The sequence below is a fragment of the Rhizobium arsenicireducens genome, assembly GCF_964021225.1.
In genome coordinates, this window is record NZ_CAXHYK020000001.1 from 187804 (window position 1) to 212777 (window position 24974).

At 63.2% G+C, this 24974-nt stretch carries 20 protein-coding genes; 9 read left to right on the forward strand and 11 right to left on the reverse strand.

Features of this window, described 5'->3' with window-relative positions:
* Positions 1–15: 15 nt before the first annotated feature.
* From ACWPVA_RS00930 to ACWPVA_RS00950, 5 genes are all read right to left on the reverse strand, one after another.
* On the reverse strand, positions 16–1548 hold the full coding sequence (locus tag ACWPVA_RS00930; RefSeq protein WP_454285879.1) for an ABC transporter substrate-binding protein: 1533 nt from the start codon (positions 1546–1548) through the stop codon (positions 16–18).
* Positions 1549–1888: 340 nt separating this feature from the next.
* Positions 1889–2971, reverse strand: coding sequence for a 4-oxalomesaconate tautomerase (locus ACWPVA_RS00935; RefSeq protein ID WP_454285880.1), 1083 nt, complete (start codon positions 2969–2971; stop codon positions 1889–1891).
* The gene (locus ACWPVA_RS00940) at positions 2964–3635 is read right to left on the reverse strand and encodes a 4-carboxy-4-hydroxy-2-oxoadipate aldolase/oxaloacetate decarboxylase (RefSeq protein ID WP_454285881.1); all 672 of its coding nucleotides are present in this window, start codon (positions 3633–3635) and stop codon (positions 2964–2966) included. Before ACWPVA_RS00940 ends, ACWPVA_RS00935 begins: the two co-directional genes overlap by 8 nt.
* A 1-nt stretch (position 3636) precedes the next feature.
* Entirely contained in the window at positions 3637–4590 is a 954-nt protein-coding gene (locus tag ACWPVA_RS00945) for a VOC family protein (RefSeq protein ID WP_454285882.1), read from the reverse strand.
* Between the two features lie 13 nt (positions 4591–4603).
* Positions 4604–5350, reverse strand: coding sequence for a PIG-L deacetylase family protein (locus tag ACWPVA_RS00950; RefSeq protein WP_454285883.1), 747 nt, complete (start codon positions 5348–5350; stop codon positions 4604–4606).
* A gap of 157 nt (positions 5351–5507) precedes the next feature.
* Between ACWPVA_RS00950 and ACWPVA_RS00955 the strand changes: the two genes are divergently transcribed.
* The 9 genes from ACWPVA_RS00955 (at position 5508) to ACWPVA_RS00995 (ending at position 16206) form a co-directional block, all read left to right on the forward strand.
* Positions 5508–6395 (forward strand): DUF1932 domain-containing protein, encoded by an 888-nt coding sequence (locus ACWPVA_RS00955; RefSeq protein ID WP_454285884.1) that lies wholly within the window; start codon positions 5508–5510, stop codon positions 6393–6395.
* Complete coding sequence (locus tag ACWPVA_RS00960; protein WP_454285885.1) at positions 6392–7582, forward strand: LysR family transcriptional regulator; 1191 nt, start codon at positions 6392–6394, stop codon at positions 7580–7582. The genes ACWPVA_RS00955 and ACWPVA_RS00960 overlap by 4 nt, the downstream gene beginning before the upstream one ends.
* Positions 7583–7807: 225 nt before the next feature.
* Complete coding sequence (gene bktB / locus ACWPVA_RS00965; RefSeq protein ID WP_454285886.1) at positions 7808–8998, forward strand: beta-ketothiolase BktB; 1191 nt, start codon at positions 7808–7810, stop codon at positions 8996–8998.
* Between the two features lie 635 nt (positions 8999–9633).
* Positions 9634–11232 (forward strand): ABC transporter substrate-binding protein, encoded by a 1599-nt coding sequence (locus tag ACWPVA_RS00970; protein WP_454285887.1) that lies wholly within the window; start codon positions 9634–9636, stop codon positions 11230–11232.
* A gap of 177 nt (positions 11233–11409) precedes the next feature.
* Positions 11410–12414: an ABC transporter permease subunit gene (locus ACWPVA_RS00975; protein ID WP_454285888.1), complete on the forward strand. Its 1005-nt coding sequence runs from the start codon at positions 11410–11412 to the stop codon at positions 12412–12414.
* 14 nt (positions 12415–12428) lie between these two features.
* The gene (locus ACWPVA_RS00980; protein ID WP_454285889.1) at positions 12429–13337 is read left to right on the forward strand and encodes an ABC transporter permease subunit; all 909 of its coding nucleotides are present in this window, start codon (positions 12429–12431) and stop codon (positions 13335–13337) included.
* Between the two features lies 1 nt (position 13338).
* Positions 13339–14187, forward strand: a complete 849-nt coding sequence (locus tag ACWPVA_RS00985) for an ABC transporter ATP-binding protein (RefSeq protein WP_454285890.1) — start codon at positions 13339–13341, stop codon at positions 14185–14187.
* The gene (locus ACWPVA_RS00990) at positions 14184–15035 is read left to right on the forward strand and encodes a dipeptide ABC transporter ATP-binding protein (RefSeq protein WP_454285891.1); all 852 of its coding nucleotides are present in this window, start codon (positions 14184–14186) and stop codon (positions 15033–15035) included. The genes ACWPVA_RS00985 and ACWPVA_RS00990 overlap by 4 nt, the downstream gene beginning before the upstream one ends.
* Before the next feature lie 151 nt (positions 15036–15186).
* Positions 15187–16206, forward strand: coding sequence for a GlxA family transcriptional regulator (locus ACWPVA_RS00995; protein WP_454285892.1), 1020 nt, complete (start codon positions 15187–15189; stop codon positions 16204–16206).
* A gap of 183 nt (positions 16207–16389) precedes the next feature.
* On the opposite strand, the gene ACWPVA_RS01000 is transcribed toward ACWPVA_RS00995, so the two are convergent.
* From ACWPVA_RS01000 to ACWPVA_RS01025, 6 genes are all read right to left on the reverse strand, one after another.
* Positions 16390–17502: an ABC transporter permease gene (locus ACWPVA_RS01000; RefSeq protein WP_454285893.1), complete on the reverse strand. Its 1113-nt coding sequence runs from the start codon at positions 17500–17502 to the stop codon at positions 16390–16392.
* Positions 17503–17506: 4 nt separating this feature from the next.
* Positions 17507–20299 carry a ribosome-associated ATPase/putative transporter RbbA gene (rbbA, locus tag ACWPVA_RS01005; RefSeq protein WP_454285894.1) on the reverse strand — a complete coding sequence of 931 codons (2793 nt, stop codon included), beginning with the start codon at positions 20297–20299 and terminating at the stop codon, positions 17507–17509.
* The gene (locus ACWPVA_RS01010; RefSeq protein WP_454285895.1) at positions 20296–21369 is read right to left on the reverse strand and encodes an HlyD family secretion protein; all 1074 of its coding nucleotides are present in this window, start codon (positions 21367–21369) and stop codon (positions 20296–20298) included. The genes rbbA and ACWPVA_RS01010 overlap by 4 nt, the downstream gene beginning before the upstream one ends.
* A gap of 174 nt (positions 21370–21543) precedes the next feature.
* Complete coding sequence (locus tag ACWPVA_RS01015; protein WP_454285896.1) at positions 21544–22938, reverse strand: amidase; 1395 nt, start codon at positions 22936–22938, stop codon at positions 21544–21546.
* 49 nt (positions 22939–22987) lie between these two features.
* On the reverse strand, positions 22988–23983 hold the full coding sequence (locus tag ACWPVA_RS01020; protein ID WP_454285897.1) for an ABC transporter ATP-binding protein: 996 nt from the start codon (positions 23981–23983) through the stop codon (positions 22988–22990).
* Positions 23980–24972 (reverse strand): ABC transporter ATP-binding protein, encoded by a 993-nt coding sequence (locus ACWPVA_RS01025; protein WP_454285898.1) that lies wholly within the window; start codon positions 24970–24972, stop codon positions 23980–23982. Before ACWPVA_RS01025 ends, ACWPVA_RS01020 begins: the two co-directional genes overlap by 4 nt.
* Positions 24973–24974 lie beyond the last annotated feature (2 nt).

Consider the following 24974-nt stretch of genomic DNA (forward strand, 5'->3'; position numbering starts at 1 on the left):
TGCTCTTGTCCCGTTTTATTCGACGCAGGTGTCGTGAAGATTGATGCGGCTGTCGGCGCTCGGCTTCCAGCCCTTCACCCTCTTGGAAACGCCGTAGATATCCTGGGGAACCCAGAGATAGACGTAAGGCACATCAGTGTTGATGATGGTCTCGGCCTGCTTGTAGAGGTCGGCGCGCTTGGCCGCGTCAAGCTCGACGGAGGCCTGGTCCAGCAACTTGTCGAGCTCCGGGTTGGCGTAGTAGGCGGAATTGCCACGATCGCCGCTGCGGTGTGTCGGCACGAAGATGTCATAAGGATCAAGCGAACCGTTGCCCCAGGAACTGAAGTACATGTGGCCGGCCGGCGTCTCGCTCTTCGGATCCCACTTTGCCTTCAGGAGCGCATTTTCGCTGACTTCCACTTTGGCCCGGATACCGCTTTTCGCCAGCACCGAGGCGATCGCTTCGACGGTGTCCTTGAATGCGCCCTCGGTGTCTATGACGACGTCGATGCCGTCGGGATATCCGGCTTCGGCCAGCAGCGCCTTGGCCTTTTCCGGATCGTATCCGGCTGCTGGCAGTTCGGATGCGCCAAAGGCCGCCGGGCTCAGAATGCCTTCGATGGAAACGGCCTTGCCGGCAAGGATGCGGTCGATGATCAGTTTCTTGTCGAGCGCGAGGGTTACGGCCTGACGCACCTTGATGTCGTCAAAAATCTCGCCCTTGTTGTTGAGAGCGATGAAGAAGCTGCGCGTGCCGTTGACCGTCATGACCGCCGTGTTCGGATTGCTCTCGACCTGGGCGATGGAGAAGGGCGGCAGTTCGTTGATGATGTCGACGTCACCCGACAGCAGTGCGGCGACGCGGGAGGCGGTTTCCGGAATGACCTTGAAGATGGCGCGGTCGACGCAGGCCTTGCCGACAGGAGCGATATCCGGCGATCCGCCGTAATAGTCGTCGAAGCGCTCCATAATGATGGAGTCACCCTTGCGCCATTCGACCAGTTTGAAGGGGCCGGTGCCGTTTACCTGCGTCGCGAGGCCGGCGGAGCCTACCTTCTCGACAAAGGCCTTGGAGACGACTTCCTGCACCGGCAGCATCGCCGGCAGGATCGGCCACGGTTCGCTGAGCGTGACGGTCAACTTGTCGCCATCGACGGCGACGGATTGCAGCGGTCCGAGCAGGCTCTTGCGCGGGCTGGTCTGGCCGTCGCCCATCGCGCCTTCGACGGTCAGGCGGTCGAGTGTGAACTTGACGTCCTCGGCCGTCAGTTCGGAGCCGTCGTGAAATTTGATGCCTTTGCGGATGACGAATTCGAAAGTGGTTGGCGAGGTCTGCGTCCAGGATTCTGCGATTTCCGGGACGATCTTCATGTCGCCGTCGCGGGTCAGGATCCCGTCATAGAGATTGCGGATGATGGTTTCGGTATCGCGATTGCGGTGATTGGCCGGATCGAGCGTCAGGGCATCTGTGGTGAAGCCGACACGAATATCCGAGGCCTGTAGCCCTGCGGAAGGCAGGAATGCCGCGACCGCGGTGGCGAGAAGTAGGCGCTGAAAGTTCCCCATTATATGTCTCCTTGTTCGAGAAGAGCCGCGGCATTGTTGTCTGTCCGCTGGTTCATGGCTTGTTTTGCAAGCGCCATGCCATCTCTGGCCAGCAGCGGCTATCCGGCAAAAAATCAAGTATTCTCAGCGGTTTGAACTTGCCTTGCCGCGTATCCCTTTGCACACTACGGCTGTTGCGCGTGAAGTGCACGCGCGATGTGTCAAATCTGCGCGAAGGAAGGCGGGGGAGCCTGCTGCAGCGGCGGCGGATGAGACGGAGTGTACGTGAAGGCGGCTTGGAGCGCTGATGGCTCCGTGTTCGCCAGAGCCGGGCTGGCATCAGCCGGTCTGGGGCATGTGTTTACATCGCTACCGGCAGAGGTGCCGGGAAGACCTTTCCGTCGAACAGTTTTCGGGCGGTCCGCAAGGTGCCGATGCCGGTAATGTCTCCGGCCTTGTTTCGCTCGACCAGAACCTCGGCGGACCCTGTCGGGTGCTCGATGAGAAAGCGTCCGTCGGCTGGGTTTTGCACCATCTCCGCGGCGACCGAGCCGTCCAGCGTGCAGGCTGTCGCGACGCTGACAGCTGCAAAGACGCCGATGGAGGCGTGGCAGCGATGCGGAATGAAGCTGCGGGTGCCAATCGTCCCGCCATTGCGCGCCGCAGAGACCAGGGTCATCTTGGGCACGGAACTTTCTCTCACGTCGCCAAGCTTCATCAGTGGCCCGGCTTGAAGACGGATCGCCTCGAGTCGTGCCTTGAGCGCGTTGTCGGCATCCAGAGCTTCCCGGCTTTCGTCGCCGGTCAGGCCGAAATCGGCGGCGCGCAGGATGACGATCGGCATGCCGTTGTCGATCAAGGTGCAGTCGATACCGTCGATCACATCGCGGGCTCGGCCGGTCGGCAGAAGCGCGCCGCACATCGAGCCCTCGGTGTTCTGGAAGAACAGCGGCACAGGTGCGTGGCTTCCCGGAACGCCGTCGATCCTTGCATCACCGCGATAGGTGACGCGGCCGTCCGGCGTGGCAATCTGGGCGAGAGACACTTCTCCGGTGTTGAGCATGTGGATGCGCACCGGCGTGGTGCCGACTTGCGGCTTGACCAGGCCCCGCTCGATGGCCGCGGGGCCGACGGCGGCCAGGATATTGCCGCAGCCCTGCGCATCGGAAACGATTGCCTGGTCGACGAAGACCTGCAGGAAGAGATAGTCGACATCGGCGTCGGGCCGGGAGGAGGGCGACAGGATCGCCGCCTTGGACGTCAGTGGATCGCCGCCGCCGATGCCGTCGATCTGGCGGGCGTCGGGCGATCCCATGACGCGAAGCAAAAGCGAGTCGCGCTCTTGCGGATCGGAAGGCAGGTCGGAGGCGAGAAAGACCGCGCCCTTGGACGTGCCGCCGCGCATCCACAGGCAGGGAATGCCGTCGGCATAGTCCTCAGACATATTCCAGCCCCTTCTCGGCCAAGCGCTCGCGCATGGCATAGATGTCGAGCCCGAGTTCGCCGGCGGCCAGCCGCTTGCGCTTCGCTTCCTCGGCGGCAAGGCGCTTGTTGGCGGCGTCGAGCACGCTTGCCGCTTCCGCGCGCCTGACCACAACCACGCCGTCGTCGTCGGCGACGATCACGTCGCCCGCCTCGATCGCTGCCCCGGCGCAGACCACGGGCACGTTCACCGAGCCGAGCGTTTCCTTGACCGTTCCTTGCGCCGAAATCGCCTTCGACCAGACCGGGAACTGCATGGCGGTCAGATCTCGGATGTCGCGCACGCCGGCGTCTATTATGAGCCCGCGGCAACCGCGGGACTGGGCCGAGGTCGCCAACAGGTCGCCGAAATAGCCGTTGTCGCATGGAGAGGTCGGGGCCAGCACCAGGATGTCCCCGGCCTTCAACTGTTCTATTGCGACGTGCACCATCCAGTTGTCGCCGGGCGGTGCCGAGATGGTCACGGCCGAGCCGGCGATCTGGGCGCCCGCGTAGATCGGGCGCATGTAGCTTGCCAGCATGCCCTTGCGCCCCTGGGCCTCGTGCACGGTTGCGACGCCCGCCCGCGCAAGGCCGTCGATTATGGCCGGATCGGCCCGCTCGACGTTTTGTACGACGACGGCCATGTCAGTGCTCCTTCTTGACCGGCGGGGTGCCGTGGGTGTGGAAGGTGTCGATCGTCTTCAGGCCCCAGGCCTGGCCTTTCTTCCGGTCGGTTTCGGTCCAGATCACCGGTTCCCAGTCCGGCTGGAGGATGAGACGGGCTCCGGAATTGGCAAGCTCGACGCGGTTCCCGGCCGGTTCCCACACATAGAGGAAGAAGGTGCCCTGGACGGCGTGCTTGTGCGGCCCGGTTTCGATATGCACGCCGTTCTGCAGGAAGATGTCCGCGGCCCGCAGAATGTCCTCGCGCTGGTCGGTGGCGTAGGTGACGTGGTGCAGGCGCCCAACGCCGCCGCCGTGTTCTTCTGTGCACGCAAGGTCATAGGTCTTGTTGTTGATGGTGAACCAACATCCGCCGATCCGACCGTTGTCGAGCTGGATCATCTCGGTCACGCGGCTGCCCAGGCAGGTCTCCATGAAGCGGCGGAATTCGGAGACGTCGGAGGACAAGAGGTTCAGGTGGTCGAGGCGGCGCGGGGCCGCCCCGGTAAAGGCGGAAGCGGTGTTCTTCAGCGCCGGCACGTCGGTGCCGGTCGCCTGGAACTTCACCGTGTCCCAGTAGATCTCGAAGATATGGCCGAAAGGATCCTCGAAGCGGAAGGCGGGCCCATGGCTGAGATCGCCGGCGATCCAGCCATGCACCTTGTATCCCGAGGCTTCGATCGCCTTGACGCGCCGCTCCAGCGCTTGCGGGCTGGAGGCGCGGTAGGCGATGTGGCCGACACCAGTCGTGTGGGATTTCGTCAGCTTCAGCGAGCAGAACTCATAATCGTCCCAGGCCCTGAGATAGGCCGAGGTTTCGTCCTGGCCCGAAAGCTTCAGGCCGTAGACGCGCGTGAAGAAGTCGAGGCTCTCCACGAACTTGTCAGTATACATCTCCACATGGGCAAGATGGGCGATGTCGAAGCAGGGTTCCATGGTTCGCTTTCCCTTACAGTTCGTCGACGGTGCGCGGGAAGATCGACTGGAAGCCTTCCGCATATTTGCAGGCCCGCCCACCGGCCTGGCCGCCGGAATTGCGGGTGAAGTGGTTGGCGCGGTTGATGGCGACGTGGGTGTAGTATTCCCACAGATGTTCTTGGCCCTCCATGCACTCGATCGCTGCGCGCTTTTTCTCCCATACCGGCGTGATGTCGAGGAAGGTGTCGGGCTTCCAGCCCATCTGCTCGGTCTGATGCGGCTCGAACAGGTAGAGTTGCGGTGCGCCGAGCACCTTTTCTCCCGGATTGTGGCCCCAGGCCTGGGCGATCATGCGGCACTCCAGGGCCACCTGGGTGGCATACATGTGGTCGGTATTGTAGGGATCGTATTGCGAATGCGATAGCATGAAGCGCGGCTGTACCTTGCGGATGATGTCGACGAGATCGTTCTTATTGTCGCGGCTGAGCTCCAGAGGATAGTCGCCCAGGTCCATCGAGACCAGGTCATGTACACCGAGGGCTTCCGCGGCGCGTTCCGATTCTGCGCGACGGGCGGCCTTGACGCGGTCGAGCGTCATGCCGGGGTCCTTCCACAGCTTGGCGCTTTCGCCACGCTCGCCGAAGGAGAGGCAAACGACAGTGACATTGTACCCGAGTGCGGCATGTAGCGCGATCGCGCCGCCGCAACGCCAGACGAAATCCGCCGCATGGGCGCTGATTACCAAAGCGGTCTTGGCCGCCGCATCTTCCTTGGACATATAGGTGCCTCCCCAATTTCCGGTTGCTCTAGGCATGACGCCACGCTGGCCGGAGATCAAATCGAAAGGCCGCCGCCGCCCATAAGTTATTGCTATAGGCTCTGGAAATGGTGCGCGATTTTTGCCAGAGTCTGCGGCAATGGGAGAGTGTAAAGAGATGACTGAGATTGCGGGTGAATTTCCCGATATTGCTTTTATCGGCTTCGGCGAGGCCGGCCATGCTCTGGCCTCGAGCTGGATGCGACCGGAGCGCGGAACGGCCAGAGCTTATGATATCAAGCTTCAAGACGCTGCGACCGCGGGGCTGGTTCTGGAGCGATGCGCGGATGCGAGTATCGAGCCGCAGGCAGAGCCTGTAGCGGCACTTGAGAAGGCTGGTCTGGTCTTCAGCCTGGTGACGGCCGATCAGGCGCTTGAGGCGGCCCGCGCATGCGCCTCCCACCTTGCACCGGGCACACTTTGGCTTGATGGAAACTCCTGCGCGCCGCAGACCAAGCAAAAGGCGGCCGAGGTGATTGAGGCGGCGGGCGGGCGCTATGTCGATGTCGCCATCATGGCGCCGGTCTATCCCAAACGTCATGAGGTGCCGCTGCTGCTCGCCGGCCCCCATGCGGCCAGCGCTGCAGCCTGCATCGAGCGCCTCGGTATGCGCCCGAGGCTGGCTGGTGAACGGGTGGGTGACGCATCAAGCGTCAAAATGCTCCGTTCCGTGATGATCAAGGGGCTGGAGGCCTTGACGACGGAATGCCTTCTGGCCGCGCGGAGGGCAGGAGTCGAGGAAGCCGTGCTCGCCTCGCTGCAGGCCTCCGATTCCGGCATCGACTGGCGGGCGCGTGGCGCCTACAACATGGAGCGGATGCTAGTCCATGGCGCGCGGCGGGCAGCCGAGGTGGAGGAAGTGTGCGTTACGCTCCGCGCTTTCAGTCTGCCAGACTGGATGAGCCGCGGTACGGTGGAATGGCAGCGTCGTCTGGCGTCGCTGGAGATCGATCCCGGCGAGGACGATCTGGCGAAGCGCGCCGACGCCGTGTTGTCCAAGCTATGATTTCCCGCAACCTTAGGCATCTGCGCCTGTTTGCGGCGGTGGCGGATCTCAGGTCGCTAACGCAGGCTGCGGAACAATGGCACATTTCCCAGCCCGCCGTGACCCAGGCCGTCAACAAGCTGGAACGGGAAACGGGCGGCGCTTTGTTCGAGCGCAGCCGGCATGGCTTTTTCCTCACGCCGCGCGGAGAGGTTTTGCTCCGGCGCGTGGAAAGCGCCTTCGGTCTGCTCGATCCGGTGCTTGGTGATGTTTCGCCGCGCTTGCGCATGTCTTTGAGCCATGCCCAACTTCAGGCGCTGATTGCCGTCAGCGAAAGCGAAAATTTCACGCTGGCCGCCCGCCGCCTCGGTCTGGCGCAGCCGACCGTCCACCGCGCCATAACCCAGATCGAGCAGGAGGCCGCCCGCAGCCTGTTCGAACGGACGTCCTTCGGGATCCTGCCGACGCGCCTCTGCCGGGCGCTGGCCCAGGCCGCGCGTCTGGCGATCTACGAATTCGACCAGGCAGATACCGAACTGGCGGAATTCAACGGGGGCGAGGCGGGCGAGATCGTCATCGGCGCCATGCCACTCGCCCGCTCCGGCATTCTGCCGCAGGCGCTCGCCCGCTTCCGCGCCGAGCGGCCAACCTATCCGGTGCGGATCTATGACGGTCCCTATGACGAACTGCTTGGCGCGCTTCGTCGCGGGGCGATCGATTTCCTCGTCGGGGCGCTGCGCAAACCAGCGCCGATCGGCGACGTCGTGCAACAGCGGCTGTTCGACGACCGTCTGGCCCTTCTGGCGCGGCCAGGACACCCATTGGCGGGCCGATCCGGCCTGAAGGTCAATGACCTGCTCGCCTTCCCATGGGTCGTTCCCCGCCGTGGCACGCCGACCCGGGACCGGTTCGAGACGCTTTTCACCGGCGCCGGCCGAAATCCGCCCGACCGGCTGATCGAATCCGGATCGCTGCTCCTGATGCGCGAGCTTCTGAACGAGAGCGACCATCTCGGCTGCCTCTCCCGCCATCAATCGCAACGCGAATGCGATCATGGGCTGCTTGCCCCGTTGTCTTATCCGACGGACCACCTCATTCGTCCAATCGGCTTGACGTTTCGGGAAAAATGGCGGCCGACCAATGCGCAGAAACTCATGCTGGAACTGGTTGCGGACGTTTCCCCGCAGGAGGGCCATCATACCAATTGATTTTTGACGCGCGCCCGCTTTGAGCAGTGTGCCTTGGGGTAACTTGTTTTCCCTGTCGCCCAAATCAAGGCCAAGGGATAATCGAGGCACATGGCAAGGCTTGGGGGCTTGCCGTCCGGTAGGTGCAGGCTGTAGGCCTTCTATAGGCACGGCGCATTCCAGAAGCGGATCGCCGCGGAACCATTTGGCCGTCCGGCAAGCGGGCGTCGGGAGAAGGATCGTTTCATGAGCAGAACAGTTGTCATCGCTTCGGGCGTCCGCACCGCCATCGGCGACTTCGGCGGGTCTCTTGCCGGGATCTCGCCTTGCGACCTCGGCGCCAGCGTCGCCCGCGAGGCGATCGCGCGGGCGGGCATCTCGGCTTCCGATATCGATCAGACGGTGTTCGGCCATGTTATCCATACCGCACCCGAAGACATGTATATTTCCCGCGTTGCGGCAATCCGGGCCGGTGTGCCGGAAACCGCGCCGGCAATGACGCTCAACCGCCTTTGCGGCTCCGGCCTGCAGGCGATCGTTACCGCCGCCGAGCAGATCATGCTCGGCAATGCCGACATTACGCTGGCCGGCGGTGCGGAAAGCATGAGCCGGGCCGGCCATCTGCTCACCCAGGCCCGTCACGGTCAGAAGATGGGCGATACGCTGGCCATCGACATGATGATCGGGGCTCTCACCGATCCGTTCGGCAACGGCCATATGGGGATCACCGCCGAGAATATTTCCGAGCGCACCGGTATCGACCGCGCCGCCCAGGATGCCTTCGCGCTAGAATCGCACAAGCGTGCGGCCCGCGCCATTGCTGAGGGCCGCTTCGCCGAGCAGATCCTGCCGCTCACCGTCAAGCAGGGTCGCAAGGAATTCGTCTTCGATACCGACGAGCATGTCCGCGCCGATGTGACGCTCGAGGATCTGGCGAAGCTCCGTCCCGCCTTCCGCAAGGAGGGCACGGTTACGGCCGGCAACGCCAGCGGTCTCAACGATGCGGGCGCTGCCGTCGTGCTGATGGAAGAGGGCGTTGCTGTAGCGCGAGGCGTCACCCCGCTTGCCCGCATCGTCGCCTATGGCCTTGGCGGCGTGGCGCCTGAAGTGATGGGCCTTGGCCCGGTTCCGGCGGTCAAGCAGGCGCTGTCGCGCGCGGGCTTGGAGGCTTCGGATCTCGACGTCATCGAATCGAACGAGGCTTTCGCGGTCCAGGCCTGCGCCGTATCGGCGGAGCTCGGTTTTGCGGCGGAAAAAGTCAATCCCAACGGCGGTGCGATCGCGCTTGGCCACCCCGTCGGCGCGTCTGGCGCGATCATCCTCATCAAGACCATTTACGAACTCAAGCGTACCGGCGGTCGTTTTGGCCTCGCCACTATGTGCATCGGCGGCGGCCAGGGCATTGCCATGATCGTTGAGAACCCGGATCACGGCTGAGCCGGCGATCGTTTCTGATAGCTGTCGATAAGCATTGCCGGGTGAGGGACTGCGTCTTTCGCAATCCCTCAAGGCTGATTGTCCCGGTGGAAAACCAGCTGACGTGACCACATGTGATGCCGGACGTTTAGGGCTGGCGATCCCTTCGCCCCGGCGTCCCTATCGCAGGTTCGAGCAGCGGAGCCGCGCCAAACGCACACCGACCTCGGCGTGGACGCGCGATGCGTTTTGCTGGCCTGGGGCGGCGGCGGAATAGGGCGGTCGCGCCGTCGCTGTGCGCTGTCCGCATATCGAAAAGTTTCGATTCCGTTTCGTTTCCGGTCGGCGTTTGTGCGATGCGAAGCCTCTAAAGAATCGCCGGGATAACAAAAACTTGGCTAAGATGCAGCGGAAATGCGGCAGAATCTCTCTTTACAAGCGTGCAACAACGGATAAGACGAAAGGAGTGTGTCACCGGACAAGGCCCTTGGGCGAAGGAGCGCAAGCGCTTCGGATGGCCTTTTGTGGCTCGGTTCGGACGGCTCCGGCTTTCGTGGCTTATGCCACGGGCAAAAACATGGCGCGATATGGGGCGCGCCATTCACGATCGAAACCAGCGTGTCGGCCCGGCCGATAAACGCAAAGGGGAGAATGTTATGAAGTACAAATTCGGTTTTGCCGCAGCTGCCTTGCTCGCGGCCACCTTCCTTTCCAGCGCCGCAAGCGCCAAGACCTTCGTCTATTGCTCGGAAGGTTCGCCGGAAGGCTTCGACCCGGGTATGTATACCGCCGGCACCACGTTCGATGCCTCGGCACACCCGATCTACAGCCGCCTGATGGAATTCAAGCCGGGCACGACCGAAGCGGAAGCCGGTCTGGCCGAAAGCTATGAAGTCAATGCCGACGGCACCGAGTACACCTTCAAGCTGCGTGCGGGCGTCAAGTTCCACACCACCGAGTTCTTCACGCCGAGCCGCGAGATGAACGCAGACGACGTCATTTTCTCGCTCGAGCGCCAGATCAAATCTGACCATCCGTGGAACCAGTATGTGGCCGGTACCTCGTGGGAATATGCCGCCGGCATGGGCTTCCCGGAACTGATCAAGTCGATCGAAAAGGTCGATGACCTCACCGTCAAGATTACTCTGAACCGTCCCGAAGCGCCGTTCCTCGCCAATCTGGCAATGCCCTTCGCCTCGATCGCGTCGAAGGAATATGCCGACAAGCTCGAAGCCGATGGCAAAAAGGAACAGTTGAACCAGATGCCGGTCGGCACCGGTCCGTTCTCCTTCGTCGGCTACCAGCAGGACGCGGTCATCCGCTACAAGAAGAACGCCGACTATTGGGGCGGCGAGCCGAAGATCGACGATCTCGTCTTCGCCATCACCACGGATGCCGCCGTTCGCTATCAGAAGCTCAAGGCCGGCGAATGCCACCTGATGCCGTTCCCGAACGCCGCTGACGTCGATACGATGAAGTCCGACCCGGCGCTGACAGTCATGGAACAGGAAGGTCTGAACGTCGCCTATCTCGCCTACAACACGACGATGGCCCCCTTCGATAAGCCGGAAGTCCGTAAAGCCCTGAACAAGGCGATCAACAAGGAAGCGATCGTCGATGCCGTCTTCCAGGGAATGGCGACGCCTGCCAAGAACCCGATCCCGCCGACGATGTGGTCCTACAACGAAGCGACTGAGGACGACGCCTACGACCTCGACGCTGCCAAGAAGGAACTCGAAGCAGCCGGCGTTACCGACCTGTCGATGAAGATCTGGGCCATGCCGGTTTCGCGTCCCTACATGCTGAACGCCCGCCGCGCGGCCGAAATCATGCAGGACGACTTCGCCAAGGTCGGCGTCAAGGTCGAAATCGTCTCCTACGAGTGGGCCGAGTATCTCGACCGCTCGAAGGCCAAGGATCGTGACGGCGCCGTCATGCTCGGCTGGACCGGCGACAATGGCGACCCGGATAACTTCCTCGACACGTTGCTCGGCTGCGACGCCGTCGGCGGCAACAATCGCGCCCAGTGGTGCAACGAGGAGTTCAACACACTGGTGAAGAAGGCCAAGGTCACGTCCGACCAGGCAGAGCGCACCAAACTCTACGAAGAAGCCCAGTTGGTCTTCAAGCGCGAAGCTCCTTGGGCCACCATCGACCACTCCCTGTCCGTCGTTCCGATGCGCAAGGAAGTCTCGGGCTTCGTTCAGAGCCCGCTTGGCGACTTCACCTTCGAAAACGTGGATATCGCCGAGTAACGGTTGATCGCGAAAGATTTTGCCGCGGGACAGCTTGCCTGTCCCGCGGCGATTGCATTAGGAACAGCCGAAAAGCGGCTGCTACGCAGGCTTCCGGCCACTATGACCGCCGGGAACAGAAGTTCGCCGCTTTGCGCGCGACCACAGACCTCCAAGAAGAACAACAGCAGGTCCATTATGTTTGGCTTTCTCTTGCGGCGGATTGCCGTTCTGATCCCGACCTTCATCGGGGTTTCCGTCATCGCCTTCGCCTTCATCCGGCTTCTGCCGGGCGATCCGGTTGCGCTGCTGTCCGGCGAGCGCGTCATGTCGCCCGAGCGCCATGCCGAGATCAGTGCCAATCTCGGCCTCGACCGCCCGATCGTCATACAATATTTCGACTATCTGGGTGGCGTCCTGACCGGTGACTTCGGCACTTCGATCGTTTCAAAGTCACCGATTCTCGATCAGTTCCTGGCGCTTTTCCCGGCGACAGTGGAGTTATCTCTTTGCGCCATCCTGATCGCCATCGCGCTCGGCGTTCCGGCCGGCGTCGTAGCGGCGATCAAGCGTGGCTCCTTCTTCGACCAGTCGGTCATGGGCGTCGCTCTGGTCGGCTATTCCATGCCGATCTTCTGGTGGGGCCTGCTGCTGATGATCCTGTTCTCCGGCATCCTGCAGTGGACGCCGGTGTCGGGCCGCATCTCATTGATGTACTACTTCCCGCCGGTCACCGGCTTCATGCTGATCGATTCGCTGCTATCGGGCCAGAAGGGCGCCTTCATGTCGGCGCTCAGCCATCTGGCCCTGCCGTCTATCGTGCTTGCCACCATCCCGCTCGCCGTCATCGCCCGCCAGACGCGTTCGGCCATGCTGGAAGTCCTGTCGGAAGACTATATCCGCACGGCCCGCGCCAAGGGCCTGTCGCCCTTGCGTGTCGTCGGTCTCCATGCGCTGCGCAACGCCTTGATTCCGGTCATCACCACGATCGGCCTGCAGATCGGCGTCATGCTCGCTGGCGCTATTCTCACCGAGACGATCTTCTCCTGGCCGGGCATTGGCAAGTGGATGGTCGATAGTGTCTTCCGTCGCGACTATCCGGTGATCCAGGGCGGTCTTCTGCTGATCGCCGGCATCATTATGGTCGTCAATCTCATCGTTGATCTGCTCTATGGCCTGATCAACCCGCGCATCCGCCACTAGAAGGAGCAAATCCCATGGCCGATACCGCCACCACTCAACCGGTTTCCACAGCGGCGCTACGCCGCCAGATGCTGGCCGAATTCTGGTTCTACTTCTCCGAAAACCGCGGTGCGGTGATCGGGCTCTTCGTCTTCATCGCTATCGTGCTGATCGCGATCTTTGCGCCGCTGGTCGCGCCGCATTCGCCGTTCCAGCAATATCGGGACGCGACCCTCTTGCCGCCGGCTTGGCTTGAAGGCGGCAATATGTCCTTCCTGCTCGGCACTGATCCGGTCGGCCGCGACATTCTCTCGCGCCTGATCTACGGCGCGCAGTATTCGCTGTTCATCGGCGTGTTTGTCACGACCCTGTCGCTGACCACCGGCATCCTGATCGGCGTGATCGCCGGCTACTATCGCGGCTGGATCGATACCGTCATCATGCGCCTGATGGACATTATCCTGGCCTTCCCGTCGCTGCTCCTGGCGCTGGTGCTGGTCGCCATTCTAGGCCCCGGCCTCACCAATGGCATGATCGCCATCGCGCTGGTTTTGCAGCCGCATTTCGTGCGCCTGACGCGTGCCGCGGTGATGACCGAAAAGAGCCGCGACTACGTTACCGCCGCGCGGCTTGCCGGTGCAGGTCCGATCCGTCTGATGTTCCGCACCATCTTGCCAAACTGCATGGCGCCGCTGATTGTCCAGGCGACGCTGTCGTTTTCCAACGCCATCCTCGACGCGGCCGCTCTCGGCTTCCTCGGCATGGGTGCGCAGCCTCCGGCTCCCGAGTGGGGCACGATGCTTGCCGAAGCGCGCGAGTTCATCCTGCGCGCCTGGTGGGTGGTGACCTTCCCGGGCCTGGCCATCCTGATCACCGTTCTCGCCATCAACCTGGTGGGCGACGGGCTGCGTGATGCGCTCGACCCCAAGCTGAAGAGGTCCTGACATGGCACTTCTTGAAATCGAAAACCTTACCGTCGAATTCGAGATGGCTTCCGGCTGGTTCAGAGCCGTCGACGGGGTCTCGCTCTCGGTCGAAGCCGGCGAAGTCTTGGCGATCGTCGGCGAATCCGGCTCCGGCAAGTCGGTGTCCATGTTGGCCGTCATGGGCCTTCTGCCTTGGACAGCAAAGATCACTGCCGACAAGATGCTGTTCCAGGGGCGCGACATTCAGGGCATCGCGCCCGCCGAGCGGCGCAAGCTGATCGGCAAGGACATTGCCATGATCTTCCAGGAGCCGGTAGCGAGCCTCAATCCATGCTTCACGGTCGGCTTCCAGATCGAGGAAGTGCTGCGCATCCACATGGGTCTCGGCAGGCGAGCCCGTCGCGAACGGGCGATCGAACTTTTCAAGCTGGTCGGTCTTCCCGATCCGGCCGAGCGGCTTCATCACTTTCCGCACCAGATGTCGGGCGGCCAGTGCCAGCGCGTGATGATCGCCATGGCGATCGCCTGCAACCCGAAACTTCTGATCGCCGACGAGCCGACCACTGCGCTCGACGTGACCATTCAGAAGCAGATCCTCGACCTTCTGATGAACCTGCAGGCCGAGACCGGCATGGGTCTTATCATGATCACCCACGACATGGGTGTCGTCGCTGAAACCGCTGATCGCGTCATCGTCCAATATCAGGGCCGCAAGATGGAGGAGGCGGACGTGCTCTCGCTCTTCGAGAGCCCGAAGAACGCCTATACCAAGGCCTTGCTTTCCGCCTTGCCGGAGAATGCCACGGGCGATCGCCTCACCACCGTATCCGACTTCATGGCGGGCGCGGCAGCAGGAGAAAACGCATGACCGATGCCGTCCCCATGCTCGAAATCCGCAATATCACGCGTGACTATCATGTACCCACCGGCTTCCTGAAGCCGGAGAAGGTGGTTCATGCGGTGAAAGGCGTGTCCTTCAAGCTCGATGCCGGCAAGACGCTGGCGATCGTCGGTGAAAGCGGTTGCGGCAAGTCGACCCTGGCCCGCATCCTGACCTTCATCGATCCGCCGACCGCCGGTGAACTGTTGATCGACGGCAAGGTCGTCGATACACGTCCGGGACACCTGACCGCCGAGATGCGCCAGAAGGTGCAGATCGTCTTCCAGAACCCCTACGGCTCGCTCAATCCACGCCAGAAGATCGGTGACGTGCTTGGCGAACCGCTTTTGATCAATACCAAGATGAGTTCGGCCGAGCGCCGTGAACGCGCGAACGAGATGCTGGTCAAGGTTGGGCTCGGTCCGGAACACTACAATCGCTATCCGCACATGTTTTCCGGTGGCCAGCGACAGCGTATTGCCATTGCTCGCGCGCTGATGCTGAACCCGAAGCTGCTGGTGCTCGATGAACCGGTCTCCGCACTCGACCTTTCGGTCCAGGCCCAGGTGCTTAACCTGCTGTCGGACCTGCAGGAAGAGTTCGGTCTCACTTACGTTTTCATCAGCCATGACCTCTCGGTCGTTCGCTACATCGCGGATGAAGTCATGGTGATGTACTATGGTGAGGCGGTCGAATACGGCACGCGCGAGCAAGTCTTCTCCGACCCGAAGCACGACTACACCAAGACGCTGTTCGCTGCGACGCCGCGGGCCGACGTGGAATCCATCCGCGCCCGTATGGCAAAGCGGGTTCGTCCAGTTGCGCAGGCAAGTTGACCCGCGAAGGCTGTGCGACATCTCCTGACCGCCCGGTTGCCTGCAAGGCGCCGGGCGGTCGACATTCGAGGTTGATGTCGAGAACGGTGGCTATTGGGACCGGTCTTTGCTATTTGCGATTGACCGTGAAGATTGAGGCCGCGACGCAGTCATGACGCAGGCGAGCGCCAGCAAGGCAAGGGAACAGAAGGGGCAACCGGCACTGCGCATCGGTTTCATCCTGGCGCGCAACTTCACGCTCAGCGCGTTCTCGCTTTTCGCCGATGCCCTGCGGCTCGGCAGCGACGTCGAGGACAGGTCCGGCCGGGTCCATTGCGACTGGGCCGTTCTCGGCAGCACGCGCAATTTCATCACGTCGAGCTGCGGCATTCAGGTTGCGCCGACGGCACCCCTGGGAAACCCGAAGCAGTTCAACTATATCGCGGTGGTTGGCGGGCGCCTCAATGTCGCCGAGCCGATCGACCGGGAGACGATCGCCTTCCTGCATGAGGCGGCGTCCGCCGGCGTCCCGATCATTGGCGTATGCACTGGTAGTTTCATCCTGGCGGAGGCCGGCCTGCTGGATGGTCGCACCGCCTGTGTCAGCTGGCTGCACTATGTGGATTTCCGCTCGCGCTATCCTTCGATCGACGCCAACTCGAAGCGTCTTTTCGTTGAGGACGAAGGCCGCATCACCTGTGCCGGCGGATCGAGTGTGGCGGACCTCGCCACCTTCCTGATCCGTCGTCATGTCGGTGAGGCGGCGGAGCGCAATGCGCTCGAGATCATGCAGATCACCCGCCGGCGCGATGCAAGCGAGATGCAGACCCGCAATCCGCTTGGCTCGACGCCGGTTCGCGACAAGCGCACCAACATGGCGCTGATCATGATGGAACAGCATATCGAGGACGTGGTTTCGATCGATGATGTCGCGGATGCGGTTGGTCTGTCGCGGCGCCAACTGGAGCGATTGTTCCGCACTGAGTTCGGCGCGACCCCGGTCGCCATGTATATCCGTCTGCGCCTGGAACATGCGCGCCGGCTTGTGGTGTTCACCGACAAGCCGCTGATCGATATTGCGCTTGAGACGGGCTTCGAGAATGTCTCGCATTTTATCCGCAAGTTCCGCAAGGAATTCGCCATCACGCCGGTTGCCGCGCGCCGGCGGCATGCGGCGGAAGCCAACGCCTGAAAAAAAGCGGGCGTGAGCGCCGGCCTCGTTCTCTGATTGCGAACTATCGTTCAGCTTTACAGGCGAACCTTGAGAAAGCCTTCCCGATCGATGCCGAGCGTGCGCAGGTCGCGCTCGCGCGGGTTCCTGTGTGCTTCGACGGCAGCTGTGGCCGCACTGGCTGTGCCAACATCTCGGCAGCATCTATCTCAGGAAGGCGCGGAAGCGTCCGAGCGAGAAGAGGAAGAGCGCGGTGCCGATCGCGATCAGCCAGAGGAAATCCGGCCACACGACATCGATGCCGGCGCCCCGGAACAGGATCGCCTGAGCCATCGAAATGAAATGCGTGTTGGGTGCGAAGTTCATGATCAGCTGGATGATTTCCGGCATGCTTTCGCGCGGCGTGAGCCCGCCCGACAGTACCTGCAGCGGCAGAAGGATCAGCATCAGCAGCAGTCCGAACTGCGGCATGGAGCCGGCAACGGTCGCCAGAAAGATGCCGAGCGAGGTCGTGGCAAAAAGCTGCAGCGCGGTGCCAGCCATGAACAGCGGAAGCGAACCCTGCAGCGGGACCTCGAGGATCCAGTGGGCGACGACGACCAGCGAAAAGGCGGATGCCACCAGCACCACCAGGCTCATGGCGAGCACCTTGCTGACCATGATCTCGAAGGCGGTCACCGGCATGACCAGAAGATGCTCGATCGTGCCGTGCTCGCGCTCGCGGATGAGGGCGGCGCCGGTCAGGATGATCGACAGCATGGTGATGTTCATGATGATGTTGTTGATCGCCCCGAACCACACATTGTTGAGCTGCGGATTGAAGCGGGCGCGCAGGGTGAGGTCGACCGGCAGGCTGACCGTGCTGCGATAACGGTTGACGAATTCGCTCACCTCGCTGTTGACGATGCTCTGGATATAGCCGGAGCCGCTGAAGGCCTGGGTCATGCGGGTGGCGTCGACGTTGAGTTGGATGGTCGGAACGCGCCCGGCCAGAACGTCCTGCTGGAAGTTGGCGGGGATGTTGAGCGCGAAGGTCGAGAGACCGGCATCCATCCGCTTGTCCATCTCGTTTGCCGTAATGATCTCCGGCTTGGTGAAAAAGGGCGGGTAGAAGGCATCCTGGATGCGCAGCGACAGCTGCGAAAGGTCTTCGTCGACAATGGCAATGGCCGCCATGTTGAGCGTCTCTGGCAGCGCCCGAGCCTCGGTGTAGATCGACAGCGAGAAGGAATAGAGGATGAAGAAGAGCAGCATGCGGTCCTGCACGAGGCCGCGCAGTTCCTTGACGATGAGCTGGGCGATATGGCGGATGCGCATGGCCTTACCTCGCCTGCTTTTTCAGGAGAACGGCGGTCAGCCCGAGGAGGATCGGGATGGCGATCAGCAGATAGATCAGCTGTTGCTGCAGGTCGGCAAAGCCGAGTGCCTTTGAAAACGTGCCGCGCGCGATCGTGACGAAATGGGTCGTCGGATAGATGCTGCCGATAAAGGCGCCCGCACCCTTGAGCGACGAGACCGGGTCGATGATGCCGGCATATTGGACGGCCGGAATGAGGGTCAGAAGCGCTGTGCCGAACAGGGCGGCGATCTGGCTCGAGACGAAGGTCGAGACCAGCATGCCGAGCGCCGTCGTCGAGATGACGTAGAAAAGGGCGGCGATTGCGAAGGTCACAAAGCTGCCGGTGAACGGCACCTTGAAGATCAGGATCGCGAAGGCGGTCAGAAGCAGGAAGTTGAACATGGCGAGCACGACATAGGGAAGCTGCTTGCCGATCAGGAATTCCAGCCGCGTCGTCGGTGTGACGTAGAAGTTGATGATCGAGCCGAGTTCCTTTTCGCGTACGACGCTAAGCGCCCCGAGGATGGCCGGGATCAGCAGCAGAAGCAGCGGGATGACGGCCGGCACCATGGCCACCAGGCTCTTGACGTCGGGATTGTAGCGATAGCGTGTTTCGAGCGAATAGTTGCCCTTCGTCGCTTCCTCGCCATAGGTTTCGCGGATCTTTTCCGTGATCCAGTGGGCGTGCATGCCCTGTACGTAACCGCTCACCGTTTCCGCGCGGGTCGGCATGGCGCCGTCGATCCAGGCGCCGATCTCGACCGTGTCGCCGCGCAGGGCGTCCCGGCCGAAGTTGGGCGGGATCTCGATCGCCAAGCTGATTTCGCCACTGCGCATCCGCTTGTCGAGGTCGTCATAGTCCTTGAGCGGGGCGTGTTCGACGAAATAGCGCGAACCGGAGAGTTGCGAGACATAGTCGTCGCTGATCGTGGTCCGGTCGTAGTCGAGCACGGCGAAGCTGAGCTTCTCGATGTCGAGATTGATGCCGTAGCCGATCACGAACATCAGGATGACGCTGCCGATGGTCGCCAGCGTGCCGCGGATCGGATCGCGCTGCAGTTCGAGCGCTTCCCGACGAGAATAGCTCAACATGCGCCTGAGATCGAAGAAGCGGCGGGACAGCGACTGTCGCGGCACCGCTCCGGCTGCGGGCGTCGGCGTTGTGGCCTCGACCGTCTCCGGTGCAGCCTCGCTGGCAAACTCGGCATTGCCGGCGATTGCATCCTCGAGATAGGCAATGAAGGCTTCCTCCAGAGAGGCCGCGCCGCGCTTCGCGACGATCCCTTGCGGCGTGTCGCTGACCAGCACCGTGCCGGCATGCATCAGCGAAATGCGGTCGCAGCGCTCTGCCTCGTTCATAAAATGGGTAGAGACGAAGATGGTGACGCCGTCCTTGCGGGAAAGCTCGCCGAGAGCCTGCCAGAAGTCGTCGCGGGCAATGGGATCGACGCCGGAGGTCGGCTCGTCGAGGATCAGGATTTCCGGCGCATGCACCATGGCGACGGCGAGTGACAGGCGCTGACGGATGCCGAGCGGCAGAGCGTCCGGCATGGCATCCATGAAGTCGTTGAGGTCGAAGCGCTTCGCCATTTCCTCGACACGCGCGCCGATGCGCTCCTTCGGCAGGTCAAACAGGCGGGCATGCAGGTCGAGGTTCTGCCTCACCGTCAGTTCGCCGTAGAGCGAGAAAGCCTGGCTCATATAGCCGATGCGGCGCCGGACGGCGAGATCTGAGCCGTCGACCGGGCGGCCGAAAAGCTCGGCCGTGCCTTCGCTGGCGGTCAAAAGACCGGTCAGCATCTTCATCGTCGTGGTCTTGCCGCAGCCGTTCGAGCCGAGGAAGCCGAAGATCTCGCCACGGTCGATACGGAAGCTCACGTCGTTGACGGCGGTGAAATCGCCGAAGCGCATCGACAGGTGGCTCGCCTCGATGGCGATTTCGCCGTCGAGATCCGGATTGCGCGGCGGAATGGAGAGTTCACCATGCCCTTTGCGCTTCTCCTCCGGCAACAGGGCGATGAAGGCCGTGTCGAGGTTCGGCGCGCCGGTGCGTTCGAGCAGATCCTGCGGCGTTCCCGTCGCCAGCACTTTCCCCTCGTCCATGGCGACCAGCCAGTCGAAACGCGCGGCCTCCTCCATATAGGCGGTGGCGACCACCACGGTCATGCCAGGACGACCCTCGCGAATACGGTCGATCAGCTCCCAGAACTGCCGGCGCGACAGCGGATCGACGCCGGTCGTCGGCTCGTCGAGGATCAGCAGGTCCGGATCGTGGATCAGTGCGCAGCACAGGCCGAGCTTCTGCTTCATGCCGCCGGACAGCTTGCCGGCCGGTCGATCGGCGAAGGGGGCAAGTCCAGTGCTCTTCAGGAGGTCCGCGATGCGCCGCTCGCGTTCCTTGCGCCCATGGCCGAACAGTCTGGCGAAAAAGTCGACGTTTTCGAACACCGACAGCGTCGGATAAAGGTTCTTGCCGAGCCCCTGCGGCATATAGGCGATGCGCGGGCAGGTCCGGGCCCTGTGCCCGGAATCGGCCATGTCGCCACCCAGTACGTGGACCGTGCCCGCTTGCACCGCTCGGGCGCCGGCGACCAGCGACAGCAGGCTCGATTTGCCGACCCCGTCCGGTCCCATGAGTTCGATCAGCCGGCCGCTCGGCAGGTCTAGCGTGATGTCGCTCAGCGCTCGCGTGTGGCCGTAGGATAGCGAAACGCTCTTCAGGCCGACCACAAGGCCGGCGAAATCGTGAGCCTCGAGGTTCGAGGGCATGCTCATTGGACGACGTCGCCCTCAAGCCCGGCAGGCCATTTTGCCGTCGGATCGAGGCGGACATAAGCGACGCCCGGCAGGCCGGTCTTGACCATTTCAATATGCTTTAGCAGCAGTTCGGGCGAGATCTTGGCCTTGACGCGAAACATCAGCTTCTCGCGCTCGATCTGGGTCTCCACCGTCTTCGGCGTGAACTGCGCGACATTGGCGACGAAGGAAACGGTCGCCGGAATGATGTATTGCGGTGCGGCGTCGAGCTTCAGGCGCACTTCGGCGCCGATCGCCACCCGTCCGGCCTGGTCGGTCGGGAGGAAGAAGCTCATGTAGACGTCGCCGACATCGACGAGATTGATCACCTTGCCGCCGGCGCCGACGATCTCGCCGGGCTGCGCGACGCGGAACTGGATACGGCCGTCGCGCGGTGCGGTGAGCGTGCTGTCGGCGATGACGGTTTCGATGCTCTCGATCGCGGCCTTCGCCGCATCGGCGGCTGCCTCGGCGTTCACCACCTGGGCCTTGGCATAGCTGATGGCGGCATCCGCTGCGGCCGTCTGGGCCTCGGCCGCGGCAAGGGCTGCGCGCGCGCCCTCTGCGGCGGCCTGATCGTCCTCGAGCACCTGCTGCGAAATGGTGCTGGAACTGGCGAGCTGGGTCGAGCGCACCAGCTTGCGATCGGCCGAAGCGAGCAGGATCTGACGCTGCGAGACGGCGGCCTCCGCGGCTTTCTTTTCGGCATTGCGCTGTTCGACGAGCGCCTGCGCGGTTTCTATGCCGATATCAGCCCGACGTGCTTCGGCCTTGGCCTGGCGCAACTGCGATTCCAGCTGCTTGATATCCATCTGCGCCAATGTCTGTCCGGCTTTGACGAAATCGCCTTCGCCGACGAAGATCTCGCTAATGCGCCCGGCGGACTTGGCCGCCACGTCGATCTCGACCGCTTCGATCCGGCCATTGCCGCTGGCAATGCCGTCGACGAGTTCGGAGGCCCGCAGTGATTGCCAGTAATAGTAGCCGGCCCCCGCCGCCGCGGCGAGGACGAGGGCGACAATGATCCCATTTCGACCTGGTGGTTTCATCGTGTTGATCTCCCGCTGGTGCGCCAGTCGCCGCACCGGGCGATCGGTTTCGCGTCTCTTCTAATCCGTCGATTGAAACAGTATCCTCTTCGCAGGTGCAATAGCGCAGATGCGACAGAGCCGTGAAATCCGAAGCGATTTGGATCGGTCGCAAGAACCAGCCGGAGCGTGTTCTCAACACTGCGGCGGTTGCGGCCAGTTCTTTATGCCGCCGGTCGAGGTTTCGAACAGTTTCGATAACTTGAGGACTCGCATGTCGTCGAAACGCGGGCCGACGATCTGCAGGCCGATCGGCATGCCGCTCTTCGAGAAACCGCAATTGATAGAGGCGGCCGGCTGTTCCGACATGTTCCACGGCACGGTGAAGGCGATGTGCTCGAACGGCTGTTCCGGGTCGTTGGTCGGCGAGGCCCAGTCGGCCGGGTAGGAGACGATCGGGTTGGTCGGGGTCAGCACCGCATCGACCGTGGTGAACAGCCTGCCGCAGGTCTTGCGCATTTCGATGGTCTGGCCGAACCCCTGCACCGCCTCGACGCCGGTGACGTCGGCGCCCTTTTCCGCCCATTGGTAGATATAGGGCAGGATCTTCGCGCGGCGTTCGTCGGGGAGGTTGCGAATGTCGCCCCAGAACTTGGCGCGCCAGAACTTGTCTAGCCCGTCCAACATCCCCCGCGTCATCACCGGCTCCACCTCGAAGACGACGGCGCCTGCGTCCTCGAAGCGTTTGGCCGCCGCCAGCACTGCGTCGCGGATTTCCGCCTCGGCCTCGAGGCCGCAGCCAGCATCGAGCATGACGCCGATCCGCATGCCGCGCACATCGATCTGGTGATCCATCCAGTCGAAGTCGTTCGGCGGTAGGCTAGTGCCGTCGCGCCAGTCAGGCCGCGACAGCGTCGCCATGGCGATCGCCGCATCGTCGACGCAGCGCGTCATCGGCCCGGCGCAGCGGCCGACATAGTAGGGATCGACCGGAATGCGGCCATGGCTCGGCTTAAAGCCGAACAACCCGGTCCAGCCGGCCGGCAGGCGCACCGAGCCGCCGATGTCGGTGCCGATGTGCAAGGGGCCATAGCCTGCCGCGCCGGCCGCCGCTGCCCCCGCACTCGATCCGCCGGGGTTCTGGCGGAGATCCCAGGGATTGCGGCTCAAGGGATGGAAGCTCGATAGGCCGGACGACAGCATGCCGTAGTCGGGGCAGGTGGTCTTGGCGAAGATCACCGCGCCATCTTCCTTCAAGCGGGCGGCGACCGGCGCGTCGGTCTCGGCGGGGATCAGTTCGACCGCCGCCGTGCCGAGCGGCACGGGCTGGCCCCTGGTGGCGATCAGTTCCTTGAGCGTCACCGGAATGCCGTCGAGCGTGCCCCGCGGCGCATCGCGCAGCCAGCGTTGCGTCGAGCCCTTCGCTTGGGCGCGGGCGCTCTCCGGGTCATAGGCATAGAGGGCGGCGACGTGCGGCTCGAAGGCTTCGATGCGCGCTTCCACCGCCAGCCAATATTCGTAAGGAGAGAGGGTCTTCGCCCGGAAATTGGCGAGGAGATCCCTGATGGTCAAATACAGTAGATCGGTCATGTCGACATTCCGTCTCCGCTCAAAAATGAACCGCTTTGGTCGTCGCTGGTCAGGCCGCGGAAGGCGGTCGAGCCGCCATCTCCTCGGCCCTGTGGCAGGCAGCCTGCCGTGCCGGCAAGATCGTCCGCAACTCGGGTCGTTCCGTGGCGCAGCGCGCGATGGCGAGCGGACAGCGGTTGCGGAAGGCGCAGCCGCCGGTCTCGGCGAGCGGGGGAGGGGGCGGCACGCGTTCGGAAGACGGCGGGCGGCCGAACCGCTCGATGCTCGGCTCGGCATCGGCCAGCACTTTCGTATAGGGATGCAGCGGTTGCTCGAAGACCGCGTGCGCCGGCCCCGTCTCCACCAGCCGCCCGCGATACATAACACCGACCCGGTCGGCGATGCAGTCGACCACGGCGAGGTTGTGAGTGATGAACAGGAAGGTCACGCCGCGCTTTTCGCGCAGGTCCATCAGCAGGTTGAGCACCTGCGCCTGCACCGAAAGATCCAGCGCCGAGACCGCCTCATCGGCGACCACGAGCTTCGGTTCTGTAACCAGCGCGCGGGCAATGGCGATGCGCTGGCGCTGGCCGCCGGAAAACTCGTGCGGATGGCGCTCGGCGTGCTCGGCCTTCAGCCCAACGCTTTCCAGCATATCGACGACACGGTCCTGGATCTCGGCTCGTCCGGGCCTGCGCGCCAGCACATGCAGCGGTTCGGCGACGATGCGGCCGACCTTCTGGCGCGGATCGAGCGAGCCGAACGGGTCCTGGAACACCATCTGGAAGTTCTCGCGCCTGCGCATCAGTTCCTTGGGTGGCAGGGAAAAAAGATCGTCGCCGTCGAACAGGACATGGCCGGAGGTCGGCTTGTCGAGTGCCATGACGAGCCGCGCGAGCGTCGACTTGCCGCAACCGCTTTCGCCCACCACCCCGAAGATCTCGCCGGCGTCGATGGTGAGCGAGACGTCGTCGAGCGCGCGGGTCTGGTGCTGGGCGCCGAACAGCGAATGGCTGGCGTAGTCGCGGGTGAGGGTGCGGATATCGAGGAGGGGTGTCGTGTTCACCGCTTCACCTCCCAATCCATCGCCCGGATGCAGCGCACGCCGCGCTCGCCGGCAAAGGTCGTCCAGCCGGGTTCGCCCGCATGGCAGGCGTCGATCACCTCCCGACAGCGGTCGGAGAAGGCGCAGCCGGCCGGCAGCCGGTTGAAGCCGGGAACGGTGCCGCGAATGGTCGAAAGCCGGCCGCCGTCGCCGATGCGTTTCGGTACCGCGGCGATCAGTCCACGCGTATAGGGATTGCGCGGCTGGGTCAGGACATCTTGCGTCGCACCTTCCTCCATCCGCCGTCCCGCATACATGACGATCGTGCGTCGGCACATGCGGGCGATGACGCCGAGATCGTGGCTGACCAGCATCAGCGCCGTGCCGTATTCGCTGGCAAGGTCGCCGAGAATGTCGAGCACTTCCGCCTGTACCGTCACGTCGAGCGCGGTCGTCGGTTCGTCGGCGATCATCAGGGCAGGCTTCAGCGCCAGTGCGATGGCGATGCCGACCCGCTGGCGCTGGCCGCCGGACATTTCGTGCGGATAGGTCTTCGCCCGGCGTTTCGCGTCCGGAATCCGCACCTGGTCGAGCAGGTCCACGGCTTGCGCCCGCGCGTCGCGCCAGGACAGGCCGCGATGCCACACCAGCCCTTCGGCGATCTGGTCGCCGACGGTCATGGCCGGGTTGAGCGCGGTCATCGGCTCCTGGAAGATCATGCCGATACGGTTGCCGCGGATCTCGCACAGACGCTCTTCGGATGCTTGAAGCAGGTTTTCGCCGACAAGTGCGATCGTGCCGCTCGCTTTCGCAACGCCCGGCAATAGCCCCACGATCGCCAGCGCCAGCAGCGATTTGCCCGACCCGCTTTCGCCGACCACCCCCAGTGTTTCCCCGGCTTCCAGGTCGAAGGCGACATCGGTCAGGATCGGCATGCGGCTTCCGTCGCCGAGACGAATCGAGACGGAAAGATCGCGAACGGAGAGGAGAGGGGTGTCGTCTTGCCGCATCG

Bases quoted from the DNA above. Each gene is read 5' to 3' on its own strand.
- ACWPVA_RS01000 (WP_454285893.1), bottom strand. From the start codon at position 17,502: ATGCGCATCCGCCATATCGCCCAGCTCATCGTCAAGGAACTGCGCGGC.
- ACWPVA_RS00955 (WP_454285884.1), top strand. From the start codon at position 5,508: ATGACTGAGATTGCGGGTGAATTTCCCGATATTGCTTTTATCGGCTTC.
- ACWPVA_RS00940 (WP_454285881.1), bottom strand. From the start codon at position 3,635: ATGGCCGTCGTCGTACAAAACGTCGAGCGGGCCGATCCGGCCATAATC.
- ACWPVA_RS00995 (WP_454285892.1), top strand. From the start codon at position 15,187: ATGACGCAGGCGAGCGCCAGCAAGGCAAGGGAACAGAAGGGGCAACCG.
- ACWPVA_RS01025 (WP_454285898.1), bottom strand. From the start codon at position 24,972: ATGCGGCAAGACGACACCCCTCTCCTCTCCGTTCGCGATCTTTCCGTC.
- ACWPVA_RS00990 (WP_454285891.1), top strand. From the start codon at position 14,184: ATGACCGATGCCGTCCCCATGCTCGAAATCCGCAATATCACGCGTGAC.
- ACWPVA_RS01015 (WP_454285896.1), bottom strand. From the start codon at position 22,938: ATGACCGATCTACTGTATTTGACCATCAGGGATCTCCTCGCCAATTTC.
- ACWPVA_RS00985 (WP_454285890.1), top strand. From the start codon at position 13,339: ATGGCACTTCTTGAAATCGAAAACCTTACCGTCGAATTCGAGATGGCT.
- ACWPVA_RS00975 (WP_454285888.1), top strand. From the start codon at position 11,410: ATGTTTGGCTTTCTCTTGCGGCGGATTGCCGTTCTGATCCCGACCTTC.
- ACWPVA_RS00960 (WP_454285885.1), top strand. From the start codon at position 6,392: ATGATTTCCCGCAACCTTAGGCATCTGCGCCTGTTTGCGGCGGTGGCG.
- rbbA (WP_454285894.1), bottom strand. From the start codon at position 20,299: ATGAGCATGCCCTCGAACCTCGAGGCTCACGATTTCGCCGGCCTTGTG.
- bktB (WP_454285886.1), top strand. From the start codon at position 7,808: ATGAGCAGAACAGTTGTCATCGCTTCGGGCGTCCGCACCGCCATCGGC.
- ACWPVA_RS00980 (WP_454285889.1), top strand. From the start codon at position 12,429: ATGGCCGATACCGCCACCACTCAACCGGTTTCCACAGCGGCGCTACGC.
- ACWPVA_RS00945 (WP_454285882.1), bottom strand. From the start codon at position 4,590: ATGGAACCCTGCTTCGACATCGCCCATCTTGCCCATGTGGAGATGTAT.
- ACWPVA_RS01010 (WP_454285895.1), bottom strand. From the start codon at position 21,369: ATGAAACCACCAGGTCGAAATGGGATCATTGTCGCCCTCGTCCTCGCC.
- ACWPVA_RS00930 (WP_454285879.1), bottom strand. From the start codon at position 1,548: ATGGGGAACTTTCAGCGCCTACTTCTCGCCACCGCGGTCGCGGCATTC.
- ACWPVA_RS00970 (WP_454285887.1), top strand. From the start codon at position 9,634: ATGAAGTACAAATTCGGTTTTGCCGCAGCTGCCTTGCTCGCGGCCACC.
- ACWPVA_RS00935 (WP_454285880.1), bottom strand. From the start codon at position 2,971: ATGTCTGAGGACTATGCCGACGGCATTCCCTGCCTGTGGATGCGCGGC.
- ACWPVA_RS00950 (WP_454285883.1), bottom strand. From the start codon at position 5,350: ATGTCCAAGGAAGATGCGGCGGCCAAGACCGCTTTGGTAATCAGCGCC.